This window comes from Inquilinus sp. 2KB_23, from assembly GCF_052115705.1.
Classification (GTDB): domain Bacteria; phylum Pseudomonadota; class Alphaproteobacteria; order DSM-16000; family Inquilinaceae; genus Inquilinus; species Inquilinus ginsengisoli_A.
The window spans coordinates 12735-33687 of the sequence record NZ_JBFRHF010000043.1 but is presented as its reverse complement, the minus strand read 5'-3'; the positions used below and the strand labels follow the sequence as shown (position 1 = coordinate 33687).

Genomic DNA, 20953 nt, shown 5'->3' with positions numbered 1-20953 from the left:
GGTCGCGGCCAAGGACCAGGTCCAGGACGTCAAGGCCATCACCGACCGGCTGAAGGCGGCCAAGCGGCCCGAGGCGGTGATCCACCGCGAGATCTACCGGCCCTGGGGCACGGTCAAGTCGCTGCATGCCGGCGATCGCTTCCAGGTCAAGCGCGTGATCGTCCATCCCGGGCAGGAGCTGGCGCTGCAGCGGCACTACCACCGCTCCGAGCACTGGGTGGTGCTGTCCGGCACCGCCCGCGTCACGCTCGAAGGCCAGACCCGCATCCTGCGCGAGAACGAGGCGATCTACCTGCCGATCGGCACCGACCATCGGCTGGAGAACCCCGGCAAGATCGACCTCGAGCTCATCGAGGTCCGCGCCGGACCCTATCTCGGCGAGGACGACGTCGTCCGCGGCGAGAAGCCCTGACGCGGGAAGCTCTGACGATGGCCCCGGCGGCGACGATCAGAAGCGGATCGTCGTCGACACGCCGAGCGCCGCCATCGGCTTCTTCGAGTGCGGGCTGTTCGGCGAATCGTCCTGGACCCGCAGGTTGACGCCGACGGTGTTGCGCCGCATCGGGATCGACATGCCGAGATCGACGATGTTAATCGTCTCCGCCGTCTGGCTGACCTGGTTCTTGGGGTTGTCGGACGGATTCAGGTTGGTGTGGTAGTAGGCGACCTTGTAGGTCCAGTTGTCGGTGTCGATGAAGGTGCCGGTGACGCCGAACAGTTCGGCATCGCCATCCAGGCTGTCGCCCATCGTCCGGTCGTAGAAGCGATAGCCGTCGGGATAGGCGAAGTTCTCGTAGAAGAACCCGAAGATCTTCTTGTTCAAGAAATCCGCCGTCGAGTTCGAATACTCGACATTGACCTTCCACATCGCACCGTCATCGCCCCAGCCGTTCCACACCGAACCGCCGATCACGGCCGCGTTCCGCGACGGCAGCGGAATGCCGATGGCGGAGGCGGCGGCGTCTTCGCCGGTCAGCTCGCCATAGATCTCGAAGGGCTGGCCGAACAGCTGGTTGCTGTAGCGGGCGTCGAAACCGGCGATCTGGTTGGCAGGATCCTGCGCCTGCTGCGCGGCGTTGACGTTGGTGTTGCCGAAGAAGCCGTCGAAGAAGCTGCTGGGGCTGCAGGGCCGGCCGCTGCCGCAGAACATCATGACACGCGAGGCACTGAGCTCGAGGCCGGGGATCGGATTGATCGACGCGCGCAGGCCGAACATCAGGGTGTTGGAGACGATGCGGTCGTCTGGCAGCACGCCCAGGAAGCCGGTGACCTGCCACGGGCCGATCCAGCTGAGCCAGGGCGTCTCGAAGGCATGCGGGTTGGAGCGCATGAACCCGACCTTGGGGAACGGCCGGGCGTTGGTCGACAGGATCAGGCTGGTGGTCTCGCCCGGTCCCCACCACTCGTCGAGCCAGCCGGCGTAGAGGATCCAGTTGTCGACCCGCTGGGCGAGGTAGGTGCCGTCGAGCGAGGCCTGGAACTGATCCTGGCCGGCGTAGTACCAGGGGCTGTCATCCTTGAAGAAGCGGGAATAGGCGCCGACCGACAGGCGCAGCGCGGTCGAATCGCCCATGTATTCCAGCGACGCCGTCACCTCGCCGCGCTGGCGCGGGGTGTAGTCGAAGCCGCGCACCAGGGCCGGCTGGTTGGTCAGGTTCGCTTCCAGCGTGGCATGCGCCTGGCCCTGCCGGGTCTCGGACGCCGCCCGGGCGCGGACGCGGTCGAGCGCGGCCCGGGCATAGGCCGGCAGCGAATCGCGATCGGCGTCCGCCAGGCGATAGGTGATCTGGGCCCAGGGCAGCGGCCAGGTGTTCAGGATGCCGTCGACGAGGCCGAAATTCTCGAGGATGTGGATGTCGTTGCGCAGCGTCGAGTCGCCCGGCTCCGCCCACGGGCTGGCGGCAGCATTCTGCACCCCCGCTCCCAAGGTACCGCCGGAAATGGCGGCGACGACAACAGCGGCAACAAACTTCCTGGCAACGGCCATTGGTCCCCCCGGACGGCCTGACAATCCAACCTCCATACACAAGACGCCCCGGGAAGCCCAGCCACCGCGCGAGGCGGCGCGTGCTGCGCCGATTTCGAGGCGACAAATTTGTCACAGCTGTAACACTGCCCTTGGCGGCTGCGATCCGCTGCGCCATGTCCTTGGTGGATGATATCGATTCTCAGGAGTTGCCATGCGCAGCCTCGCCCTGGTGCTGACCGCCCTGCTCCTCGGCGCCTGTGTGCAGACGCGGGTGGCGGGCTATGTCGACCCCGCCTATCGCGGCGGGCCGAAGATCGGCTCGATGGTCGTGGCGGCGGACACCCAGCGCCTCGGCGAGCGCGAGGCGCTGGAGAGCGCGGCCGTGGCCGAGCTCGGCGCGCGCGGGGTCCGGGCCGTCCGCATGATCGACCTGGTCCCGCCCACCCGGCCCGGCGGGCCGCAGGTCGAGGCCGCTGCCATCCGCACGGCCGGCGTCCGCGCGGTGCTGCGGATCGCGGTCGACCAGCGCGGCGTCACCACCCGCTTCATCCCGCCGACCTATGTGTCGGACCCGTTCTTTCCCTATGGCGGCTACGGCTATGGCTACGGACCCTATCGCGGCCCCTTCACCGGGGCGGTAACCGGCGGCGGCTGGGTGCAGGAGCCGACGGCCCGCTACGACGCCACGCTGGAGGACACCGGCAACCACGCCACCATCTGGAAGGCCGACGCCGTCGCCCGCGGCAATTCCAGCGCCGATTTCGCCGACCTGGCCGCGAAGGTCGCCCAGGACCTGGTCGACCGGCTGCAGCGCGACGGGGTGATCTAGTCGGCGACGTGGACCCGGCAGCTGGTGGCGGCGATCGCCTCGCCGAAGGGCGCCGGCGGGACCCGGTCGGTGAACAGGGCGTCGATCTCGCCGATCGACGCCAGGCGGACCATGGCGTTGCGGCCGAACTTGGTGTGGTCGGTGACCAGGAACACCTGGCGCGAATTCTCGATGATCGCCCGCGCCACCTGCACCTCGCGGTAGTCGTAGTCGAGCAGCGTGCCGTCCGCGTCGATGCCGCTGATGCCGATGATGCCGACATCCACCTTGAACTGGCGCACGAAGTCGAGCGTCGCCTCGCCGACGATGCCGCCGTCCCTGGCGCGGACGACGCCGCCGGCGACGATCACCTCGAAGCTCGCATTCGAATACAGGATGTTGGCGACGTTGATGTTGTTGGTGATCACCCGCAGCCCGCGATGGCCCAGCAGCGCCCGCGCCACCTCCTCGGTCGTCGTGCCGATGTTGAGGAACAGCGACGCGTTGTCGGGAACTTGCCGCGCTGTCAGCCGGGCGATCCGGCGCTTTTCCTCCAGGCACAGCACCTGGCGAGTCGAATAGGCGAAATTCTCGACGCTGCCCGGCACGGTGACGCCGCCATGGAAGCGCCGCAGCAGGGTCCGGTCCTGCAGCAGCGAGATGTCGCGGCGGATGGTCTGCGGCGTCACCTGGAAGCGGTCGGACAGGGCCTCGACGGTGACGTAGCCTTCCTGATGGACCAGTTCGACGATCTGGTTCTGCCGCGCCGTGGCGTTCATGGGCGCTCTTCTTCCGTGGCTTGACGAAAAGGAATGCTACCGAGGAAGCCGAAACGACACCAATATTTTCACTTCCGAACATCGAGGCTGGGAAGGCCGCGCGGCGAGCGGCTTGCGATCGGGCCGTCCCGTGCTATGAAAGGCGCCGTCACGCATGCAGATGGATCGGATCATGGGTTTCGAGTGGGTCATCATCGCCGCCGTCGTCGCCTTCTTCTTCTGGCAGACCGTCACCCGCTGACCGGCCGGCGCTGACGACATGACGCGCGGCCCGCCCACAGGCGGCGCCGCGATCCTCCCACCCATCGATTCCGGCCCGCCTGTCGACAGGCGAGGCCATGGCCGGCGCCTCAGCGCCGCGGCCTCCCCCCTGCCCGGTCATCGTGCTCGCCGGTGCGCAGGGCCCATTCCACGATCTGCTTCAGCACCCCGCCCAGAGCATCGTCCCAGGCCTGGATCACGGCGCTGAAATCCGGCCCCGAGACCGTCATCACCCGCTCGAAGCTGTCGCCGCCGATGATGGTGCGCTGGGGGAAGCGGACCAGCTTGGCGCCGATCCGCACCCGCACCCGGTAGGGCTCGCCCGGCCAGCGCTCGGCCCGGAACTCCCGGATCTCCGGCTGCAGCACGTAATTGGCCCGCAGCCCCGAGATCTGCCGCCCGACCGAGATGATCTTGCCGGTGTTCTCGAAGCTTTCGACCAGCAGGCCGACGACCATGGCCGGGGCGCGGTCGACCCAGGCGACCTTGGCGAAATAGTCCAGCGAGGTCGGGTTCTCGCTGATCGCGATGCGGTCGGTGTCGATCCCGGCGTTGGCCGAGGGCATGTCGACCAGCAGCTGCCAGGTCACCTTCGGCAGGTTGGCGTCGAAGGTGTTCTTCGGCGTCAGCTCGTAGACCGAGGGCGCCGGCGGCGCCAAGGCGCTGATGCCGCCGCAACCGGCCAGGCCGACCGCAGCCGAGGACAAGGTGGCCTGCCGCAGGAAGAGGCGCCGGGACAGGGGAGGAAGCGTCATCTTCACCTCGAGGAGCCTTGCGGCGGGACGCCGCCGGACGAGCCGCCGAACAGGAACTGGGCCGGGCTGCGGTCGAGCCGCGACAGCGTCCGGTTGAGATTGTCGGTCAGCTGCCGCAGCTGGGTAATCAGCTGGGTGATCTCGTAGAGCCCGTCGGTGGAGAAGCTCTCCACCCCCGGGCCCGACTGCTTCAGGAGCCGGGCGACGCCGTCGGCGCTCTGCCGCAGCGAGGCGATCATCGCCCGCGCATCGGTCACCGCGGCGTTGACCTGGCCGTCCGTGGTCGACAGGAAGCCGGTGGCGCCGGAGGTGATCCGGGCGAGGTCGGAGCGCGCCTCGGTGACCAGCCCATCGACATTCTGGGTCAGGGTGTCGATCCGGTCGATCGTGGTGGCGAGCTGGGCCGAGCGGTCGGCCAGGGCCGCAGTCAGGGTGTTCAGGTTGGCCAGGATCCCGGTGATGTTCTTGCGATTGTCCTCGGAGAAGATCTTCTGGACCTCGCGCGAGATGTCCGACAGCCGGTCGAGCAGCTGCGGCACGGTGTCGACGATCGCCTGCAGCCCGGAGGTCCTGGATGGGATGGACGGGTATTCCTCGCCCTCCGCCTTCTCCAGCTTCGGTGCGCCCTGGACGCCGCCGCTGAGCAGGACGAAGGCGCCGCCGGTCAGCCCCTGGATCTCCAGCGACGCCACGGTGCCCTTGACGATCGGAGTGGTGGGCCGGACCGCGATGCGGACCCGCACCCGCTCGACATTGGCGGGGTCGATGGCGACGTCCTGGACCGTGCCGACCGGGATGCCGCGGTAGCGGACCTGGCTGCCCTCCTGCAGGCCGGTGACGTTGCCGGAGAAGTAGATCAGGTAGCGGTCGGCGTTCTCTCGCAGGCCGGCCCCGCCGAGCCAGACCGCGAAGACCACCAGCCCGACCATCAGGATCAGGACGAAACTGCCGACGGCGACGTAACTCGCGCGGGTCTCCATCTCAGCTCTCCGCCCCGATCACCTTGGCCTGGGCCGCCTTGGACTGGGCCGTCACGGCATGGTCTGCGTGCTCGGCATGCGCCACCTCCGCCGCCCGGCCGCGCGGCCCGTGGAAATACTCCTGGATCCAGGGATGGTCGATCTGGAGCAGGTTCTCGTAGGTGTCGACCACGATCTTCTTGTCGACCAGCACGGCGATGCGGTCGCAGATGGTGACCAGGCTGTCGAGGTCGTGGGTGACCATGAACACCGTCAGCTTGAGGCTGCGCTGCAGCTCGGCGATGAGCTCGTCGAAGGCGGCGGCGCCGATCGGGTCGAGGCCGGCGGTCGGCTCGTCCAGGAACAGGATCTCAGGGTCGAGCGCCAGCGCCCGCGCCAGGGCTGCGCGCTTGCGCATGCCGCCGGACAACTCGGACGGGTGCTTGGTCGCCGCGCTGCAGGCCAACCCGGCCATCGCGATCTTCACCCGCGCCAGATCGTCCATCATCGACCGCGACAGGCGGGTGTACTCCTTCAGCGGCACCTGGATGTTTTCCGCCACGGTCATCGAGCTGAACAGGGCTCCGTCCTGGAACATCACCCCCCAACGCCGCTGCACCGCCCTGCGTTCCGCCTCGTCGGCCGCATCCATGTCGACGCCGAGCACCTCGATCGACCCCGCCGCCGGCCGGATCAGCCCGATGATCTCCTTCAGCAGCACCGACTTGCCGGTGCCGGAGCCGCCGACCACGCCCAGCACCTCGCCGCGCCGGACGTCGAGGTCCAGCCCCTCATGGATGACCTGGGATCCGAACTGGGTCTTCAGCCCGCGCACCCGGATCGCGACCGTGTCGTCCGGCGCCTCGCGCTCCGGAGCCTCTGCGGTCTTGTGCATGGCTCATATCCCCAAGGTCGCAAACAGGATCGAGAACAGGGCGTCGAGCACGATCACCAGGAAGATCGAGACGACGACCGATTGCGTGGTCAGCCGGCCGACGCTTTCGGCGCTGCCCGACACCTTCAGCCCCTCATAGCAGCCGACCATGGCGATGGCGAAGGCGAAGACCGGCGCCTTGACCATGCCGACCCAGAAGGTGTTGACGCCGATCGCTGCCTTGAACTGCTGCAGGAATTGGGCGGCACTGATGTCGAGCACGAAGTAGGACATCAGCGCGCCGCCGAAGATCGCCATCATGCTGGCGTAGAAGGTCAGGAGCGGCAGGGTGATGGCCAGGGCGAACACCCGCGGGATCACCAGCACGTCGATCGGATCGAGACCCAGGGTCTCCATCGCGTCGACCTCCTGGTTCACCTGCATGGTGCCGATCTGCGCGGTGAAGGCCGAGCCGGAGCGGCCGGCGACGATGATCGCGGTGATCAGCCCCCCGAGCTCGCGCAACACCGAGACGCCGAGCAGGTTGACGACGAAGATCTGCGCCCCGAAGCGGGCCAGCTGGTCGGCGCCCTGATAGGCCAGCACGACGCCGATCAGGAAGGACAGCAGGCCGACGATCGGCATTGCGTTGAGGCCGGTGGTCTCGATGTTGTGGGCCAGGGCGATGAAGCGGATCCGGCCGGGATGCAGCAGCGCCCGCAGGCTCTTGACCACGAGCATGCCGAGGAAGCTCAGCAACGCCAACGCTTCGTCGCGGAAATGGTAGGTCGACTTGCCGGTGCGCAGCGCCAGGTCGTACAGGATGTTGCGGTCGGGATGCTTCACCGGCACGTCGCGCTCGACCCGCGACACTGCCTCCAGCAGCCCCTTCTGATCGGCCGACACGCCTTCGACCCGGACCGTCGCGCCGCCGGTGGCCAGATCCTCCTGGGTGCGGTGCACCAGCCAGGCGCCGACGGTGTCGAGCACGCTGACCCCGGACAGGTCCAGCACCACGGTCCCGCCCGGGTGCTTCCGCACCAGGGCGGCGAGGTCGTGGTCGAGCGGCGCGGCCGTCCGCGTGATCCAGGGCCCGGCGAGGCGCAGGGTCGTGACGTCGCGCTCGACGCTGCTGTCGATCCGGGCCTCGTCGCCGGCGACCGCTGCCGCCGCTGTCACCACCGGCCCCCCGCGATGCCAGGTTTCCGCACCTGCGAATTGCCTTTCGGGCGGCAGGGACTACGATGCATGGTCATTCCGGCCCGCAACCCAGGACGTCTCATGGATCTCAAGTCGCACATACGCGGCATCCCGGATTTTCCCAAGCCAGGTATCCTGTTCTACGACATCTCGCCGCTTCTGGCTCATCCGCAGGCGTGGCGGCACGCGGTCGAGACCATGGCGGCTTCGGTCAAGGAATGGCAACCGGATATCCTGGTCGGCATCGAATCCCGCGGTTTCCTGGCCGCGGCGCCGCTGGCCTACGTCCTGGACTGCGGCTTCGTGATGTGCCGCAAGCGCGGCAAGCTGCCGGGCGAAACCATCGGTCATCTCTATGAGCTCGAATACGGGTCGGATGCGATCGAGATCCAGGCAGACGCGATCAAGCCGGGCCAGCGCGTGGTGGTGGTGGACGACCTGCTGGCGACCGGCGGCACCATGGCGGCGGCGATCCAGCTGCTGCGCCGGGTCGGCGCCGATGTGCGCGGCGCTGCCTGCTTCATCGAGCTGACCTTCCTCGGCGGCCGCGACAAGATCGACGCGCCGGTGACCTCGCTGATGCAATACGACAGCTGAGAGCCGGTGGAGCGGGCGGGCGGTTCAGCGGGCCTCCTGCTGAACGGGCCCGCCGCCGCTCAGATCATGCCAGGCGGTGCCGACCAGCGCCGCAGCCCCCACGGCCAGCAGCGCCACGGCTGCCACCATGGCAAGGCTGCGCAGGCTGGGTATGGCGCGCCGATACTCCGGCTCGTCGAACAGGCTGCGGTTGAGCCGGCGCAGGAAATCACCATCGCTGCGCGGGGCCGCGGGATGGTCGAGGAAGCGCTCGACGACGCGGTCCTCGCAGACGGAAAGGTCGACTGAAGGCTGGGCCAGCCGGTCGGTCGGCCTGCGCTCGATCTCTTGCGCTTCGATCATCGCCCGGCTCCTGTCTCCATCCGCACCCGTCCTCACCGGCTTCCGCTGATGCTCGCACTATATTGCGCGCCGAGGCCGCCGGCACCAAACATCGCGTTTCCCAATGTTTCCGCTGCTGCGCCAAGCACCCAACGCTAGGCTGAGTCCGGTTCGCGGTCGATTGGGTCGGGGGAGAGGTGGAGCTATCCCACGGCATAGGTCCCGTCGTTCAGGTGCGGACGTCGAATCGCCAACCAATCCGGCATGCCCCAGCCCTCTCGCCGCCAGCCGGGCCAGGGCATTTTCAGTAAATGCAATTAGGAATGACACGCATCCGCTTGACCAGCGCCGACAGATATGAGAATGACTCTCAACATCGAAATGTTCGACCAATCACCGTGGATGGGACCAATGCTGGATCAGCCCACACTGCATGCGATCGAGCCGCCGCAGCGGCCCGTGGCGACGAACCTGGACACGCGTGAGCTGTTCGGCACCCGCCGCGAGCTGACGATCCAGCATGGCGAGGATGTCTATCGCCTGCGGATCACCCGCAACAGCAAGCTCATCCTGACCAAGTAGCCCTTCCCCGATCGCTTCGCGCCCCCAGCAAGTCGGGTTCCATCCCGCCGCCAGGCCGTTGCGCGAGGACCCGTCGCCTCGAAACAGGTTCTCGTCATGCATCGCACCCTGGCCGGCACCGTCCTTGGCCTCGTTTTCGCATGTCCGGTCGCACCCCGCCGATCGCCGGCACCACCGCCCCCCGGCGATAGGAGAGCCTGATGCAGAGCCTCGATACCCTGGCCGGGACCGCCCCGGCCCTCGCCGCCCGCTGGGCCGCACTGCGCGAAGAGCGCCCGCAGTTGCGGGCGCGTGACGCCGCGGCGGCGCTGGGCGTCAGCGAGGGCGAGCTGGTCGCCTCCGGCACCGGTGCCGGCACCCTCCGCATCGGCGGCGAGTGGAGCACGATCCTGCGGGCCGTCGAAAGCCTCGGCCCGGTGATGGCGCTGACCCGGAACGAAAGCGTCGTGCACGAGAAGATCGGCACCTACCAGAACGTCTCGGCCGGCAGCCATGTCGGCCTGGCGCTGGGCGCCGACATCGACCTGCGGCTGTTCTACACCCGCTGGAAGCATGGCTTCGCGGTGGGCGGCGCCGGGACGACACAGTCGGGGCCGAAGCCGTGCCTGCAGTTCTTCGACGCCGCCGGCACCGCCGTCCACAAGATCTACCTGACCGATGACAGCGACCGCGCCGCCTTCGCCGCGCTGACCGACCGCTTCCGCCACGACGACCAGGCGCCGGTGCTGGTCCCCGAGGCGATCGCCGGCCCGGTGGTGCTCGACGATGCCGAGATCGACGTCGCCGGCTTCCGCGCCGGCTGGGACGCGATGGAGGACACGCACCAGTTCTTCGGCCTGCTGAAGACCCACCGGCTGGACCGGCTGCAGGCGATGCGGCTGGCCGCCCCGGCCCGGGCCGAGCCGGTCGCCCAGGACACGCTGCGCCGGCTGCTGGCCCGCGCCGCGGCGGGCGGTGAATCGATCATGGTCTTTGTCGGCAATCCCGGCTGCATCCAGATCCACACCGGCCCGGTGCACACGCTGAAGGATGCCGGGCCCTGGCTGAACGTGCTGGACCCCGGCTTCAACCTGCATCTGCGCGAGGACCGGATCGCCAGCAGCTGGATCGTGCGCAAGCCGACCAAGGACGGCACCGTGACCTCGCTCGAACTGTTCGACGTCGACGGCACGCTGATGGCGATGCTGTTCGGCGCGCGCAAGCCGGGCCAACCGGAGCGGGCCGACTGGCGGGCGCTGATCGATGCGGTCGGCGCCGAGGCCGTGGCGTGATGCGCCCGCTGCTCGCCATCGCCGCCGCCGCGCTGCTGTCGGCCGCCCTGCCCGCCCGGGCCGAACCGCCGCAGCGCGTCGTCGTCGCCGGCGGCGACCTGACCGAAATCGTCTTCGCCCTGCACGCCGAAGGCCGCATCGTCGGGGTCGACACCACCAGCCTGTACCCGCTGGCGGCCCGAAAGCTGCCGCAGGTCGGCTATCTCCGCCAGCTCTCAGCCGAAGGCGTGCTGTCGCTCGGCCCCGACCTGGTCCTGACCACCGCATCCGCCGGCCCGCCGGCGGTGCTGGAGCAGATCCGGTCGGCCGGCACGGCGCTGGACATCCTCAAGGAAGGCTTCACCGCGGACGCCGTGATCGCCAAGATCGAAGGGGTCGAGGCGGCGCTGGGCCTGGCCGACCAGGGGCTGAGCCAGGGCGTCCGCGCCGATTTCGCCGCGGTGGCCGAGGCCGTGGCCAAGGCCCCGACCCAGCCGCGCGTGCTGTTCGTGCTGTCGCTCACCGCTGGTGCCCCGCTGGGCGGGGGCAGCGGCACCGCTGCCGACGGCGTGATCCGCCTGGCCGGCGGCACCAACGCGGTCGGCGAGGTCGAGCGCTACAAGCAGCTGTCGCCGGAAGCCGTGGCGGCGGCGGCGCCCGATGTCGTCGTGATCGCCAGCCACGCCGTCGAGGCCAATGGCGGCATCGACGCGATCGCGAAGCTTCCGGTCTTCGCCGAGACCCCGGCCGGGAAGAACGGCCGGGTGATCCAGATGGATTCGCTCTACCTGCTCGGCTTCGGGCCGCGCACGCCCCAGGCGGCGCGCGACCTGGCGATCGCGATCCATCCCGGCTGGACTCCGCCGACCCTGCCCGACCGCGCCTGGAGCGCCGGGTCGTGACTGTTCTGGCCGCAGGCAGGATTCCGTCCGCGGCCGACCGTCGGCAGATCCGCCGCCTGTCGCTGACCCTGGCGGGACTCGTGCTGCTGCTGGTCGCGGCCGTGCTCGCCAGCATCAGCATCGGGCCGGCCGACATCCCGCTGAGCCATGTCCTGGCCATCCTGGGCCAGCATCTCGGGTTCGGCGGCCTCAATGCGGTGACTGGGCGCGAGGCCGCCATCGTCGAGGCCATCCGCCTGCCGCGGACGCTGCTGGGCGCCATGGTCGGCGCCACCCTGGCGGTCTCGGGCGCGATGATGCAGGGGCTGTTCCGCAACCCGCTGGCCGATCCCGGCCTGATCGGGGTCAGCGGCGGCGCCGCCTTCGCCGGGGTCACGGTGATCGCCCTGGGCGTGCCGGCGGCGCTGGCCGGCATCCCCCTGCTCAACATCTACGCCCTGCCGCTCGCGGCCTTCATCGGCGGGCTGGTCGCCACCGTCGCGGTCTACCGCCTGTCGAAGCGGGACGGCCGGGTCTCGGTCACCATGATGCTGCTGACCGGCATCGCGGTGAACGCGCTGGCCGCCACCGGCACCGGCTATGTCGTGTTCAAGGCCGACGAGAACGCGATGCGCACCATCACCTTCTGGACCCTGGGCAGCCTCAGCGGCGGCACCTGGACCGCGGTGTTCGCCGTGCTGCCCTTCGCCCTGGTCCTGTTGGCCGCCGTCGCCCTGGCCGCCCGGGCGCTGAACGGCGTGCTGCTGGGCGAAGCGGTGGCGCTGCATCTGGGCTTCCCGATCGAGAAGGTGACGCGGCTGCTGGTCGGCGTGGTCGCGCTGGCGGTCGGCGCCGCGGTCGCGGTCAGCGGCATGATCGGCTTCGTTGGTTTGCTGGTGCCACACACGCTACGGCTGATCATTGGCGCGGACCATCGCGGCCTGCTGCCGGCCTCGGCCCTGCTCGGCGCCGCCCTGCTGCTCGGCGCCGACCTGGTCGCCCGCACCATCGTCGCCCCGGCCGAGCTGCCGGTCGGCATCGTCACCACCGGCCTCGGCGCGCCCGTCTTCCTGGCGCTGCTGCTGCGCCGCCGGGGGACCCAGCCATGATGCGGGCCGAAGCCGTCGGCGTCCGCATCGGCCGGGTCCCGCTGCTCGACAGCATCGACCTCGCCGTCGCGCCCGGCCGCTTCACCGCCGTGCTCGGCCCGAACGGTGCCGGCAAATCGACCCTGCTGCGCTGCCTGGCCGGCGAACGCTCGCCCTCCTCCGGCACCGTCAGCCTCGACGACGCACCGCTGTCCGCCTGGGACCTGGTGGCCCTGGCCCGCCGCCGGGCGGTGCTGCCGCAGCAGGTGACGCTGGACTTTCCGCTGACCGGGCGCGAGGTGGTGACGCTGGGCCGGGCGCCGCATCGCGGCGTCGCCGATGCCGCCGCCGACCGGCGCGCCATCGCTGCGGCGCTGGATGCCGCCGACGCCGCCGACCTGGCCGACCGGTCCTACCCGACTCTCTCCGGCGGCGAGCAGCAGCGCATCCAGTTCGCCCGGGTGCTGGCCCAGATCTCGGGCAGCAGCGCCGCGGCGCCGTTCTACCTGCTGCTCGACGAGCCGACCGCCAGCCTCGACCTGGCGCATCAATCCGCGATCCTGCGCGTCGCCCGCGGGCTGGCCGATGCCGGCACCGGCGTGCTGGCGATCCTGCACGATTTGAACCAGGCGGCGCGCTTCGCCGACGAGGTCGTGCTGCTGCGCCGCGGTCGCGTCTTCGCCGCCGGCCCGCCGGCCCAGGTGCTGACCACCGCGACCGTGGAGGCCGTGTTCGGCTGCGCGGTCGAGATCATCCCCAACCCCCGTTCCGACAGGCCCTTCCTTGTTCCGATCTGAGGACATCATGCGCCATTCAGTGTCCGCGCTCGCTGCCCTGCTGGTGGCCCTTTCCGCCGCGCCCGCCGTCGCGGCGGAGGCGGTCGCCGCCACCACGCCGGACGGCGTCAGCCTGGAGCTGAACACGCTCGAGCCGCGCGGCGAGAACTGCGCCGTCAACATGGTGTTCGGCACCAGCGACGCCGCCTACCAGTCGTTCAAGCTCGACCTGGTGTTCTTCGGCACCGACGGCGCGATCCGGAAGCGGCTGGCGGTCGACGCGGCGCCGCTGCGGGCCCGCAAGACCAGCGTCAAGGCGTTCGAGGTCTCCGGCCTGGCCTGCGACGCCATCGGCTCGGTCCTGGTCAACGACGTGCTCGACTGCAAGACCGAGGCCGGCCCCGCGGCCGACTGCATCGACCGGGTCCAGACGCGCTCGCGCCTGCCTGTCGCCCTGATGCGCTGAGGAGCCCCCGATGGAGCACGATCTCTCGATCATCGCCCTGGTGCAGCAGGCGGACATCATCGTCCAGGGCGTCCTGGCGCTGCTGTTGCTGGCTTCGGTCGGCTGCTGGGGCATCATCATCGATAAGCTGTTCACCATCGGCCGGCTGCGCCGCGCCGCCGCGGCCTTCCGCCGCCGGGTCGACACCGAGCACGAGGTCGACCTGATCCCGGTGGACCCGGCCAAGCCGGTGGTCGAGGCCGGGCTGGCCCAGTGGCGCGCGGTCGATCCCGACGAAAGCCGGTCGGACTATCGCGAGCGGATCGAACGGGCGATGCGCCGCGCCTCGAGCGAGGTGGTCCGGCGGCGTGAGATCGGCCTGCCCTTCCTCGCCACCATCGGGTCGGCGGCGCCCTTCGTCGGGCTGTTCGGCACGGTCTGGGGCATCATGAACAGCTTCACCTCGATCGCCAGTTCGCAGGACACCAGCCTGGCAGTCGTGGCCCCTGGCATCGCCGAGGCGCTGTTCGCCACCGCGATCGGGCTGGTCGCCGCGATTCCGGCTGTCATGGCCTACAACAAGTTCTCGACCGACCTGCGCCGGGTCAACCAGACCTTCGGCACCGCGATCGGGGTGATGGCCGAGCACCTGTCCGGCGGGCGCTTCGCCGCCGCCGCGCGGCGCCAGGCGGCCGAATAATGGCGGGCGCGCTGCTCGATTCCGACGACGGCGACGATTACGCGCCGTTGGCGGAGATCAATGTGACGCCGATGGTCGACGTCATGCTGGTGCTGCTGATCATCTTCATGGTCGCGGCGCCGCTGATGATGGTCGGCGTGCCGGTCGACCTGCCCAAGACCAGCGCCGACAAGATCGGCCAGCCGCAGAAGCCGGTGATCGTCACGGTCGACAAGACGGGCGCGCTGTCGCTCAACGACGGCCAGGTGCTGACGCCCGAGACCGCGCCGGCGGCGCTGCAGGCGGCGGCCCAGGCCAATCCCGGATCGGTGGTCTATGTCCGCGGCGACAAGGACGTGCCCTATGGAAGGGTGATGGAGGTGATGGGCGCCGTCGGCCAGGCCGGCTTCGCCCGAGTGTCGCTGATCGCCCAGGGCATGGCCCCGTCCGCGACCGCCCCGGGCGCCGCACCGACCGCGCCATGAGCCGCCTGCGCCTTTCCGGACGCGGCGTCGCCATCGCCGTGTCGGGCCTGATCCATGGCGGCGTCATCGTCGCCCTGCTGCCGAGCCTGGTCGGCGCCGCCGCGCCGGCGCCGACCGACACGCCGATGGCCGTCGAGATGGCGGGGTTCGGCGAGGCGATGTCGCAGCCAGCCGAGGCCAGCCCGGCCGAGCCGACCCCGACGACCGACACGACGGAGCCGACCGAGACGACGGAGCCGACCGAAGTGGCCGAAGCCGTGCCGGTCGACCCGGCGGTGACGCCGGTCACGGAACCGCCGCCGCCGGTCGGCACGCCCACGACCGAGACCGCGGAGATCCAGCCGCCGGACCAGGCGCCGGTCGAAGACCCGCTGCAGGCCATCACCACGACCGCGGCGACCGAGGCGGTGGTGGCCGCGGTGCCGGAGACGGTCGACGCGGTCGAGCCGGAGCTGGTGCAGCCGCCGCCGGTGAAGCCGGATCCGCCGCACCGCACCGAACAGCGTCCGCGCACGCAGCCGCGCCGCACCGCGCCGCCGACGACGCCGGCCCAAGTGGCGGCCGTCCCGGCCCAGCCATCGGTGGCTTCGCCCCCTCCGGCGGCGGCCAGCTCGGGGCAGAAGACCGCGGATTACGCCAACATGCTGCGCGGCCACCTGGCGCAACGCATCCAGCGGGTCGCCTCGATGGTCCGCGAGACCACCCAGGTGGTCGTCACCGTGACCATCGAACTGGACGGCACCATCAGCGCTTCCGAGGTCTCGCGGTCTTCCGGGTCGCCCCCGATCGATCGCGAGATCATGCGACGGGTCGACGGGGCCTCCCCGGTGCCGCCGCCGCCGACGCGCCTGACCAGCATCCAGCTTCCCTTCCGGATCGATCCGCGCTGAACGGCAGCCCGCCCGTCACGCCAGCCCGGGATACCGGGCCAGCAGACGCTCCGCCTCGGCCAGATCCTCCGGCGTGTTGCTGTTGAGGAAGGGGTCGACCGGATTGCTGGCGAACTCGACCACGGCGGTCGGATGGCGCGCCGTCCAGCGCTCGATCTTGCGGATATCCTCCACGACCAGCGCATGCCGCAGGTCGCCGCGCAACGCCACCGGCCACAGCGCCACCACCGGGTGGGTCCGGCCCCCCGAGGCCGCCATGGCGATCTCCGCCCCCTGCTCCAGCCGCACCGCGGCCAACCGCGCCACCAGGTCACGCGGGATGAAGGGCGCGTCGCAAGGAAAGCTGGCCACGGTGCGGATCTGCGGATCGGTCGCGGCCGCCCAATCCAACACCGCCAGGATGCCGGCCAGCGGCCCGGCCGCACCCGGCACGTCGTCGGGCACCACCGGCAGGGGCCATCGCGCGAAACGGCCGGGATCGCCATTGGCGTTGAGGCACAGCGCCGCCACCTGCGGCGCGGCCCGGCCGATCACCCGGTCGAGCATGACGGCGCCGCCGAGCGGTCGCAGCCCCTTGTCGCCGCCGCCCATGCGCCGGGCCAGGCCGCCGGCCAGGATCGCGCCGAGCACCGGCCCGCCCTCCTCCTCCAAGCTCATGCCGCCATGACCAGATAGACCGCCAGGGCCACGACGACGATGGCGAGGATCAGGATCGGCCCGACGCCGGTGGGCCGCTCGACCGTGCGGGTGATGGTCGGGCTGCTCCGCTGGACCGTGACGATGCCGTCGCGCTGGCGCTGGACGACACTGGCGAACACCGGGTGCGCCGGCCTCACGGCCGCGGTCGCCGCCGAGGCGGTCCGGGTGGCCGAGGCCCGGGCGGATGATTCGGCGCCGGCCTGCTTCGCCGCGACCTGGCGGAGGACGGCGGCGATCGCGGCGGTGGCGCCGCCGGCTGTCACCACGCGGCCCGGCCGGCCGCGCATCATCACCAGCCCGGCCAGGGCAAGCACGAGCGCGACTGCGCCCGCGACCAACTGGTCGCCCCAGATCGCCAAGGGATCGTTCAGGACGGCCTGGTCCTGCTGCTGCGGGTCCATCAGCACGGCGACCCGCTCGCCAGGCTGGGGCGTCGTCGCGAAGCCAGTCTCAAGGCCGGCATAGACCGAACGGACATAGCCCAGCCGGACAATGGTCTTCGCCGCCGCCAGCGCCGGGATGGTCTGGGCCAGCTTTATCCCGGCCTCGGGCGGCAGCACCAGCCCGTCGACCTCGACCGCGTTCCCGCGCCAGATCTCGCGCTCCCACGCGCCCTGCAAGGCGCCGAACAGCAGCAAGCCGCCGATCACCAGCAGCGCCACGCCCACAAGTCTCCGGATCATCGGGCCCTTCTGTCACGCCTCATGTCGCAAAGAAGCATACGCCTTCGTCAAAGAGCGTCCTATATTGTCGTATATGACGATCCAGACGCAGACGCCCTCGGTCGATCCCTCGCCCACCTCCAGCGCCCCGCTGGTGGACCCGTTCGGCCGCGCCATCCAATATCTCCGCGTGTCGGTGACCGACCGCTGCGACTTCCGCTGCGTCTACTGCATGTCGGAGGAGATGACCTTCCTGCCGAAGGCGGAACTGCTGACGCTGGAGGAGCTGGACCGGCTATGCAGCGCCTTCATCCGATTCGGAGTCGGCAAGCTGCGGCTGACCGGCGGCGAGCCGCTGGTCCGGCGCGACGTGATGACCCTGATCCGCAACCTGTCGCGGCACCTGGGCACCGGCGCGCTGGAGGAGCTGACGATCACCACCAACGGCAGCCAGCTCGCCCGCCACGCCGAAGACCTCGCGGCGTGCGGCATCCGTCGGATCAATGTCAGCCTCGACACCCTCGACCCGGCGAAGTTCCTGGCCATCACCCGATGGGGGAAGTTCGACAAGGTGATGGACGGCATCGCCGCGGCCAAGGCCGCCGGCATCCAGGTCAAGATCAACGCGGTGGCGCTGAAGGGCGTCAACGACGACGAATTCGACGCCATGATCCGCTGGTGCGGCGAGAACGGCCACGACCTGACGCTGATCGAAGTGATGCCGATGGGCGACATCGGCGGCGAGACCCGGCTGGACCAGTACCTGCCGTTGTCGCAGGTGCGGGCCGACCTGGCGCGGCGCTGGACCCTGGCCGACACCGATCACCGCACCGGCGGACCGGCGCGCTATGTCCGGGTCGAGGAAACCGGCGGAAGGCTCGGCTTCATCACCCCGCTCACCCACAATTTCTGCGAAAGCTGCAACCGGGTGCGGCTGACCTGCACCGGCACCCTCTACATGTGCCTCGGGCAGGACGACGCCGCCGACCTGCGGTCGCCGCTGCGCGCCGACCCCACCGACGCCGCGCTGGAGGCCGCCATCCGCGAGGCCATCCTGCGCAAGCCCAAGGGCCACGACTTCTTCATCGACCGCCGCCACACGCAGCCCGCCGTGGCGCGCCACATGAGCGTGACCGGCGGCTGATCACGCCAGCGCCAGCATCAGAATGGTGCCCGACAGGGCAGTGCCCGCGGTGATGACCGCGAAATCGAGACCGGCGTGCCACAGCAGCACGGCGATCGTGACAAAGATCCCCACGAGAGCCGGAATCATCCCCAATCCTCCCTCTACGGCCATCGCCCCTTGATGGCCTGATCACTCTCCCCCATCCGCCGTGAACCCAGCGTGAAGGGTAACATTCACGGGCGGGCCGACGCTGCGGACTGGACCTGGATTCCACATCGATTACAGTCCCTGCGCTATGACCCACGTCACTCCCCCCCCGGCCCCGCCCCGCCTGGCGATCGTCGCCGCCGACACCCCCGAGGCGCTCGCGGCGCAGGCCCGGCTCGTCGCCCGCTGGGGCCAGCATCCGCCCGAGACGGCCGATGCGATCGTGGCGCTGGGCGGCGACGGCTTCCTGCTGGAGACGCTGCATCGCTGCGTCGAACGCGGCCGGCCGATCTTCGGCATGAACTGCGGCTCGGTCGGCTTCCTCCTCAACGATTTCCATGAGGAGGACCTGCCGTGGCGGGTGGCGGCGGCGCGCACCGTGATCCTGCACCCGCTGCGGATGCGGGCGACCACCACGGACGGCGCGGTGCACGAGGCGCTGGGCATCAACGAGGTGTCGTTGCTGCGCCAGACCCGGCAGACGGCGAAGCTGCGGATCACCATCGACGGCATCGAGCGGATGTCGGAGCTGATCTGCGACGGGGCGATCGTCTCGACCCCGGCCGGCAGCACCGCCTACAACCTCTCGGCGCATGGCCCGATCATCCCGCTCAGCGCCGGCATCCTGGCGCTGACCCCGATCAGCGCCTTCCGGCCCCGCCGCTGGCGCGGCGCCCTGCTGCCGCAGAAGGCGACCATCGTCTTCGACATCCTCGAGGTGCCGAAGCGCCCGGTCAGCGCCGTGGCCGATTCGACCGAGGTGCGCAACGTCGTCCGGGTCGAGATCGCCGAAGACCAGGAGGTGTCGCTGACCCTGCTGTTCGACCCCGGCAAGACCCTGGAGGAGCGCATCCTCAAGGAGCAGTTCGAGCCTTGAATCGGCCGAGCTGCAGGCCGGCGGCGATCCGAGCCGCTGCGCCGCCGCCGGCTGCGTTTCCGCCATAAAGTTCTGGTGAAATAATCCGTCCGGCCACCCGGCCGCTATGGCACACTGTGGCCAAGCCGCCACTACGAGCGATACTCACCATGCCGTTCTCGCCCTTCGCGATCATCGTCATCGCCATTCTGGTCCTGGCGGTCCTGGTCATCTTCATGGGGGTGAAGTCGGTCCCGCAGGGCCGCGAATGGACGGTGGAGCGCTTCGGCCGCTACACCCGCACGCTGCGCCCCGGCCTGAACCTGATCGTGCCCTTCGTCGACCAGATCGGCGCCAAGCTGTCGATGATGGAGACGGTGCTGGAGGTGCCGCAGCAGGAGATCATCACCAAGGACAACGCCATGGTGACGGTCGACGGCGTAATCTTCTACCAGGTGCTGGACGCGGCCAAGGCGGCCTACGAGGTCGGCAACCTCGAATCGGCGATCATCAACCTGACCATGACCAACATCCGCACGGTGATGGGCTCGATGGACCTCGACGAGCTGCTGTCGAACCGCGACCAGATCAACGTCCGGCTGATGAAGGTGGTCGACGACGCCACCGAGCCCTGGGGCGTCAAGGTCACCCGCATCGAGATCCGCGACATCACCCCGCCGCGCGACCTGGTCGAGAGCATGGGCCGGCAGATGAAGGCCGAGCGCGACCGCCGCGCCACCATCCTCGAGGCCGAGGGCACCCGGCAGGCGCAGATCCTGCGTGCCGAGGGCCTGAAGCAGGCGGCGATCCTGGAATCCGAGGGCCGGCGCGAGGCGGCGTTCCGCGATGCCGAGGCGCGCGAGCGCTCCGCCGAGGCCGAGGCCAAGGCGACCGGCATGGTCAGCGAGGCCATCGCCAATGGCAGCGTGCAGGCGCTGAACTACTTCGTCGCCACCAAATACGTCGATTCGCTGAAGGCGATGGCCAGCGCCCCGAACCACAAGGTGCTGTTCCTGCCGCTCGATGCCGCCAATGTGATCGGCGCCATCGGCGGCATTGCCGAGATCGCGCGTGAGGCCTTGGGTCGAGACGGCGCTGCGCCGCAGGCGCTGCCGCCCCGCCGTCCGGCCGATCCGCCGGCGCCGGAGGGCGGGCCCTGGGCCCCGAAGCCATGATGGTGAACGGCCCCGAATTCTGGTGGTGGTGGATCGCAGCGGTGGTGCTGCTGATCCTCGAGGTCATGGTCCCTGCCACCTTCTTCCTCTGGCTCGCCATCTCGGCCGCGGTGGTCGGGATCCTGTCCTGGCTGATTCCGGCGGTCGGATGGGAAGCGCAGGTCCTGGTCTTCGCCGTGCTCTCGGTGGCGTCCGTCGTCGCCTGGCGGGTCTATCTGAAGCCGCGGACCGAGGCCAGCGACCAGCCGACGCTGAACCGCCGCGGCGAGCAGTATATCGGCCGGGTGGTGACGCTGACCGAACCGATCGCCAACGGCACCGGCCGCATCCGGGTCGGCGAGACCACCTGGGGCGCCGAAGGCCCGGACCTGCCCGCCGGCACCCGCATCCGCATCGCCGGCGTGAGCGGGACGCGCTTCAGGGTCGAGCGCGAGGTGGAGTAGAGTTCGCGTAGAACGTTAGATTTTCTTTATAGTATTTTGATTTATATCGAGATCTTTATCCAGAATTGTCATGCCACGGCTTGACCGTGGCATCCAGGGGCGGCCAGAACCGCTCTTGGTGGCCCCTGGATTGCCCGGTCAAGCCGGGCAATGACAGTGAGTGAGGTGGGTCGAACCCGAGGACGG

Annotated in this window: 27 protein-coding genes; 16 read left to right on the top strand and 11 right to left on the bottom strand. The window is 69.8% G+C overall.

Going from position 1 to position 20953, the window contains the following annotated elements; genetic code table 11:
* Positions 1-412: cupin domain-containing protein (locus AB4112_RS34455; protein ID WP_441726801.1), on the top strand; the 412-nt coding region annotated here is incomplete at its 5' end.
* A 36-nt stretch (positions 413-448) separates the two neighbouring features.
* Here the strand turns inward: AB4112_RS34455 and AB4112_RS34450 are convergent.
* Positions 449-1915, bottom strand: a complete 1467-nt coding sequence (locus AB4112_RS34450) for a capsule assembly Wzi family protein (protein ID WP_309799163.1) — start codon at positions 1913-1915, stop codon at positions 449-451.
* 265 nt (positions 1916-2180) lie between these two features.
* Here AB4112_RS34450 and AB4112_RS34445 point away from each other — a divergent pair, with 265 nt between their 5' ends.
* Positions 2181-2798 (top strand): hypothetical protein, encoded by a 618-nt coding sequence (locus tag AB4112_RS34445; RefSeq protein WP_309799161.1) that lies wholly within the window; start codon positions 2181-2183, stop codon positions 2796-2798.
* Here the strand turns inward: AB4112_RS34445 and AB4112_RS34440 are convergent.
* From AB4112_RS34440 to AB4112_RS34415, 6 genes are all read right to left on the bottom strand, one after another.
* On the bottom strand, positions 2795-3556 hold the full coding sequence (locus AB4112_RS34440; RefSeq protein ID WP_309799159.1) for a DeoR/GlpR family DNA-binding transcription regulator: 762 nt from the start codon (positions 3554-3556) through the stop codon (positions 2795-2797). The two genes, AB4112_RS34445 and AB4112_RS34440, sit on opposite strands and share 4 nt — an antisense overlap.
* Before the next feature lie 148 nt (positions 3557-3704).
* Positions 3705-3896, bottom strand: coding sequence for a hypothetical protein (locus AB4112_RS34435; RefSeq protein WP_441726797.1), 192 nt, complete (start codon positions 3894-3896; stop codon positions 3705-3707).
* Between the two features lie 10 nt (positions 3897-3906).
* The gene (locus AB4112_RS34430) at positions 3907-4572 is read right to left on the bottom strand and encodes an ABC-type transport auxiliary lipoprotein family protein (protein WP_441726794.1); all 666 of its coding nucleotides are present in this window, start codon (positions 4570-4572) and stop codon (positions 3907-3909) included.
* A gap of 2 nt (positions 4573-4574) precedes the next feature.
* Positions 4575-5552, bottom strand: coding sequence for an MlaD family protein (locus AB4112_RS34425; protein WP_441726791.1), 978 nt, complete (start codon positions 5550-5552; stop codon positions 4575-4577).
* Between the two features lies 1 nt (position 5553).
* A complete protein-coding gene (locus AB4112_RS34420) occupies positions 5554-6426 on the bottom strand; it encodes an ABC transporter ATP-binding protein (RefSeq protein WP_309799154.1) in 873 nt (290 codons plus the stop codon).
* A 3-nt stretch (positions 6427-6429) separates the two neighbouring features.
* Positions 6430-7584 (bottom strand): ABC transporter permease, encoded by a 1155-nt coding sequence (locus AB4112_RS34415; protein ID WP_309799152.1) that lies wholly within the window; start codon positions 7582-7584, stop codon positions 6430-6432.
* A 102-nt stretch (positions 7585-7686) separates the two neighbouring features.
* On the opposite strand from AB4112_RS34415, the gene AB4112_RS34410 reads away from it, so the two are divergent.
* The gene (locus AB4112_RS34410) at positions 7687-8202 is read left to right on the top strand and encodes an adenine phosphoribosyltransferase (protein ID WP_309799150.1); all 516 of its coding nucleotides are present in this window, start codon (positions 7687-7689) and stop codon (positions 8200-8202) included.
* A gap of 24 nt (positions 8203-8226) precedes the next feature.
* Here AB4112_RS34410 and AB4112_RS34405 read toward each other — a convergent pair whose 3' ends face one another.
* Positions 8227-8544, bottom strand: a complete 318-nt coding sequence (locus AB4112_RS34405; protein WP_309799148.1) for a hypothetical protein — start codon at positions 8542-8544, stop codon at positions 8227-8229.
* A gap of 342 nt (positions 8545-8886) precedes the next feature.
* Between AB4112_RS34405 and hemP the strand changes: the two genes are divergently transcribed.
* The 9 genes from hemP (at position 8887) to AB4112_RS34360 (ending at position 15599) form a co-directional block, all read left to right on the top strand.
* Positions 8887-9105, top strand: a complete 219-nt coding sequence (gene hemP / locus AB4112_RS34400) for a hemin uptake protein HemP (RefSeq protein WP_309799145.1) — start codon at positions 8887-8889, stop codon at positions 9103-9105.
* Positions 9106-9305: 200 nt separating this feature from the next.
* The gene (locus tag AB4112_RS34395; protein WP_441726784.1) at positions 9306-10376 is read left to right on the top strand and encodes a hemin-degrading factor; all 1071 of its coding nucleotides are present in this window, start codon (positions 9306-9308) and stop codon (positions 10374-10376) included.
* The gene (locus tag AB4112_RS34390; protein WP_441726804.1) at positions 10376-11257 is read left to right on the top strand and encodes a heme/hemin ABC transporter substrate-binding protein; all 882 of its coding nucleotides are present in this window, start codon (positions 10376-10378) and stop codon (positions 11255-11257) included. Before AB4112_RS34395 ends, AB4112_RS34390 begins: the two co-directional genes overlap by 1 nt.
* Complete coding sequence (locus AB4112_RS34385; protein ID WP_441726781.1) at positions 11254-12345, top strand: FecCD family ABC transporter permease; 1092 nt, start codon at positions 11254-11256, stop codon at positions 12343-12345. The genes AB4112_RS34390 and AB4112_RS34385 overlap by 4 nt, the downstream gene beginning before the upstream one ends.
* The gene (locus AB4112_RS34380; protein WP_441726778.1) at positions 12342-13121 is read left to right on the top strand and encodes a heme ABC transporter ATP-binding protein; all 780 of its coding nucleotides are present in this window, start codon (positions 12342-12344) and stop codon (positions 13119-13121) included. Before AB4112_RS34385 ends, AB4112_RS34380 begins: the two co-directional genes overlap by 4 nt.
* A gap of 7 nt (positions 13122-13128) precedes the next feature.
* Positions 13129-13566, top strand: coding sequence for a Tat pathway signal sequence domain protein (locus tag AB4112_RS34375; protein WP_441726776.1), 438 nt, complete (start codon positions 13129-13131; stop codon positions 13564-13566).
* 10 nt (positions 13567-13576) lie between these two features.
* Entirely contained in the window at positions 13577-14245 is a 669-nt protein-coding gene (locus tag AB4112_RS34370; RefSeq protein ID WP_441726773.1) for a MotA/TolQ/ExbB proton channel family protein, read from the top strand.
* Positions 14245-14709, top strand: coding sequence for a protein TolR (tolR, locus tag AB4112_RS34365; RefSeq protein ID WP_441726770.1), 465 nt, complete (start codon positions 14245-14247; stop codon positions 14707-14709). The genes AB4112_RS34370 and tolR overlap by 1 nt, the downstream gene beginning before the upstream one ends.
* Complete coding sequence (locus AB4112_RS34360; RefSeq protein ID WP_441726767.1) at positions 14706-15599, top strand: TonB family protein; 894 nt, start codon at positions 14706-14708, stop codon at positions 15597-15599. The genes tolR and AB4112_RS34360 overlap by 4 nt, the downstream gene beginning before the upstream one ends.
* Positions 15600-15614: 15 nt before the next feature.
* Here AB4112_RS34360 and mobA read toward each other — a convergent pair whose 3' ends face one another.
* Both mobA and AB4112_RS34350 read right to left on the bottom strand, forming a co-directional pair.
* Positions 15615-16256: a molybdenum cofactor guanylyltransferase MobA gene (mobA, locus tag AB4112_RS34355; protein WP_441726764.1), complete on the bottom strand. Its 642-nt coding sequence runs from the start codon at positions 16254-16256 to the stop codon at positions 15615-15617.
* Positions 16253-16981, bottom strand: coding sequence for a hypothetical protein (locus AB4112_RS34350; protein ID WP_441726761.1), 729 nt, complete (start codon positions 16979-16981; stop codon positions 16253-16255). Before AB4112_RS34350 ends, mobA begins: the two co-directional genes overlap by 4 nt.
* 73 nt (positions 16982-17054) lie before the next feature.
* On the opposite strand from AB4112_RS34350, the gene moaA reads away from it, so the two are divergent.
* On the top strand, positions 17055-18104 hold the full coding sequence (gene moaA / locus AB4112_RS34345; protein ID WP_441726758.1) for a GTP 3',8-cyclase MoaA: 1050 nt from the start codon (positions 17055-17057) through the stop codon (positions 18102-18104).
* Here moaA and AB4112_RS34340 read toward each other — a convergent pair whose 3' ends face one another.
* The gene (locus AB4112_RS34340; RefSeq protein ID WP_309799125.1) at positions 18105-18233 is read right to left on the bottom strand and encodes a hypothetical protein; all 129 of its coding nucleotides are present in this window, start codon (positions 18231-18233) and stop codon (positions 18105-18107) included.
* A 148-nt stretch (positions 18234-18381) separates the two neighbouring features.
* Between AB4112_RS34340 and AB4112_RS34335 the strand changes: the two genes are divergently transcribed.
* From AB4112_RS34335 to AB4112_RS34325, 3 genes are all read left to right on the top strand, one after another.
* Positions 18382-19170 (top strand): NAD kinase, encoded by a 789-nt coding sequence (locus AB4112_RS34335; RefSeq protein ID WP_309799123.1) that lies wholly within the window; start codon positions 18382-18384, stop codon positions 19168-19170.
* 149 nt (positions 19171-19319) lie between these two features.
* On the top strand, positions 19320-20324 hold the full coding sequence (locus AB4112_RS34330; RefSeq protein WP_309799121.1) for an SPFH domain-containing protein: 1005 nt from the start codon (positions 19320-19322) through the stop codon (positions 20322-20324).
* Positions 20324-20767, top strand: coding sequence for an NfeD family protein (locus AB4112_RS34325; protein ID WP_309799118.1), 444 nt, complete (start codon positions 20324-20326; stop codon positions 20765-20767). The genes AB4112_RS34330 and AB4112_RS34325 overlap by 1 nt, the downstream gene beginning before the upstream one ends.
* The last annotated feature ends 186 nt before the right edge of the window (positions 20768-20953 follow it).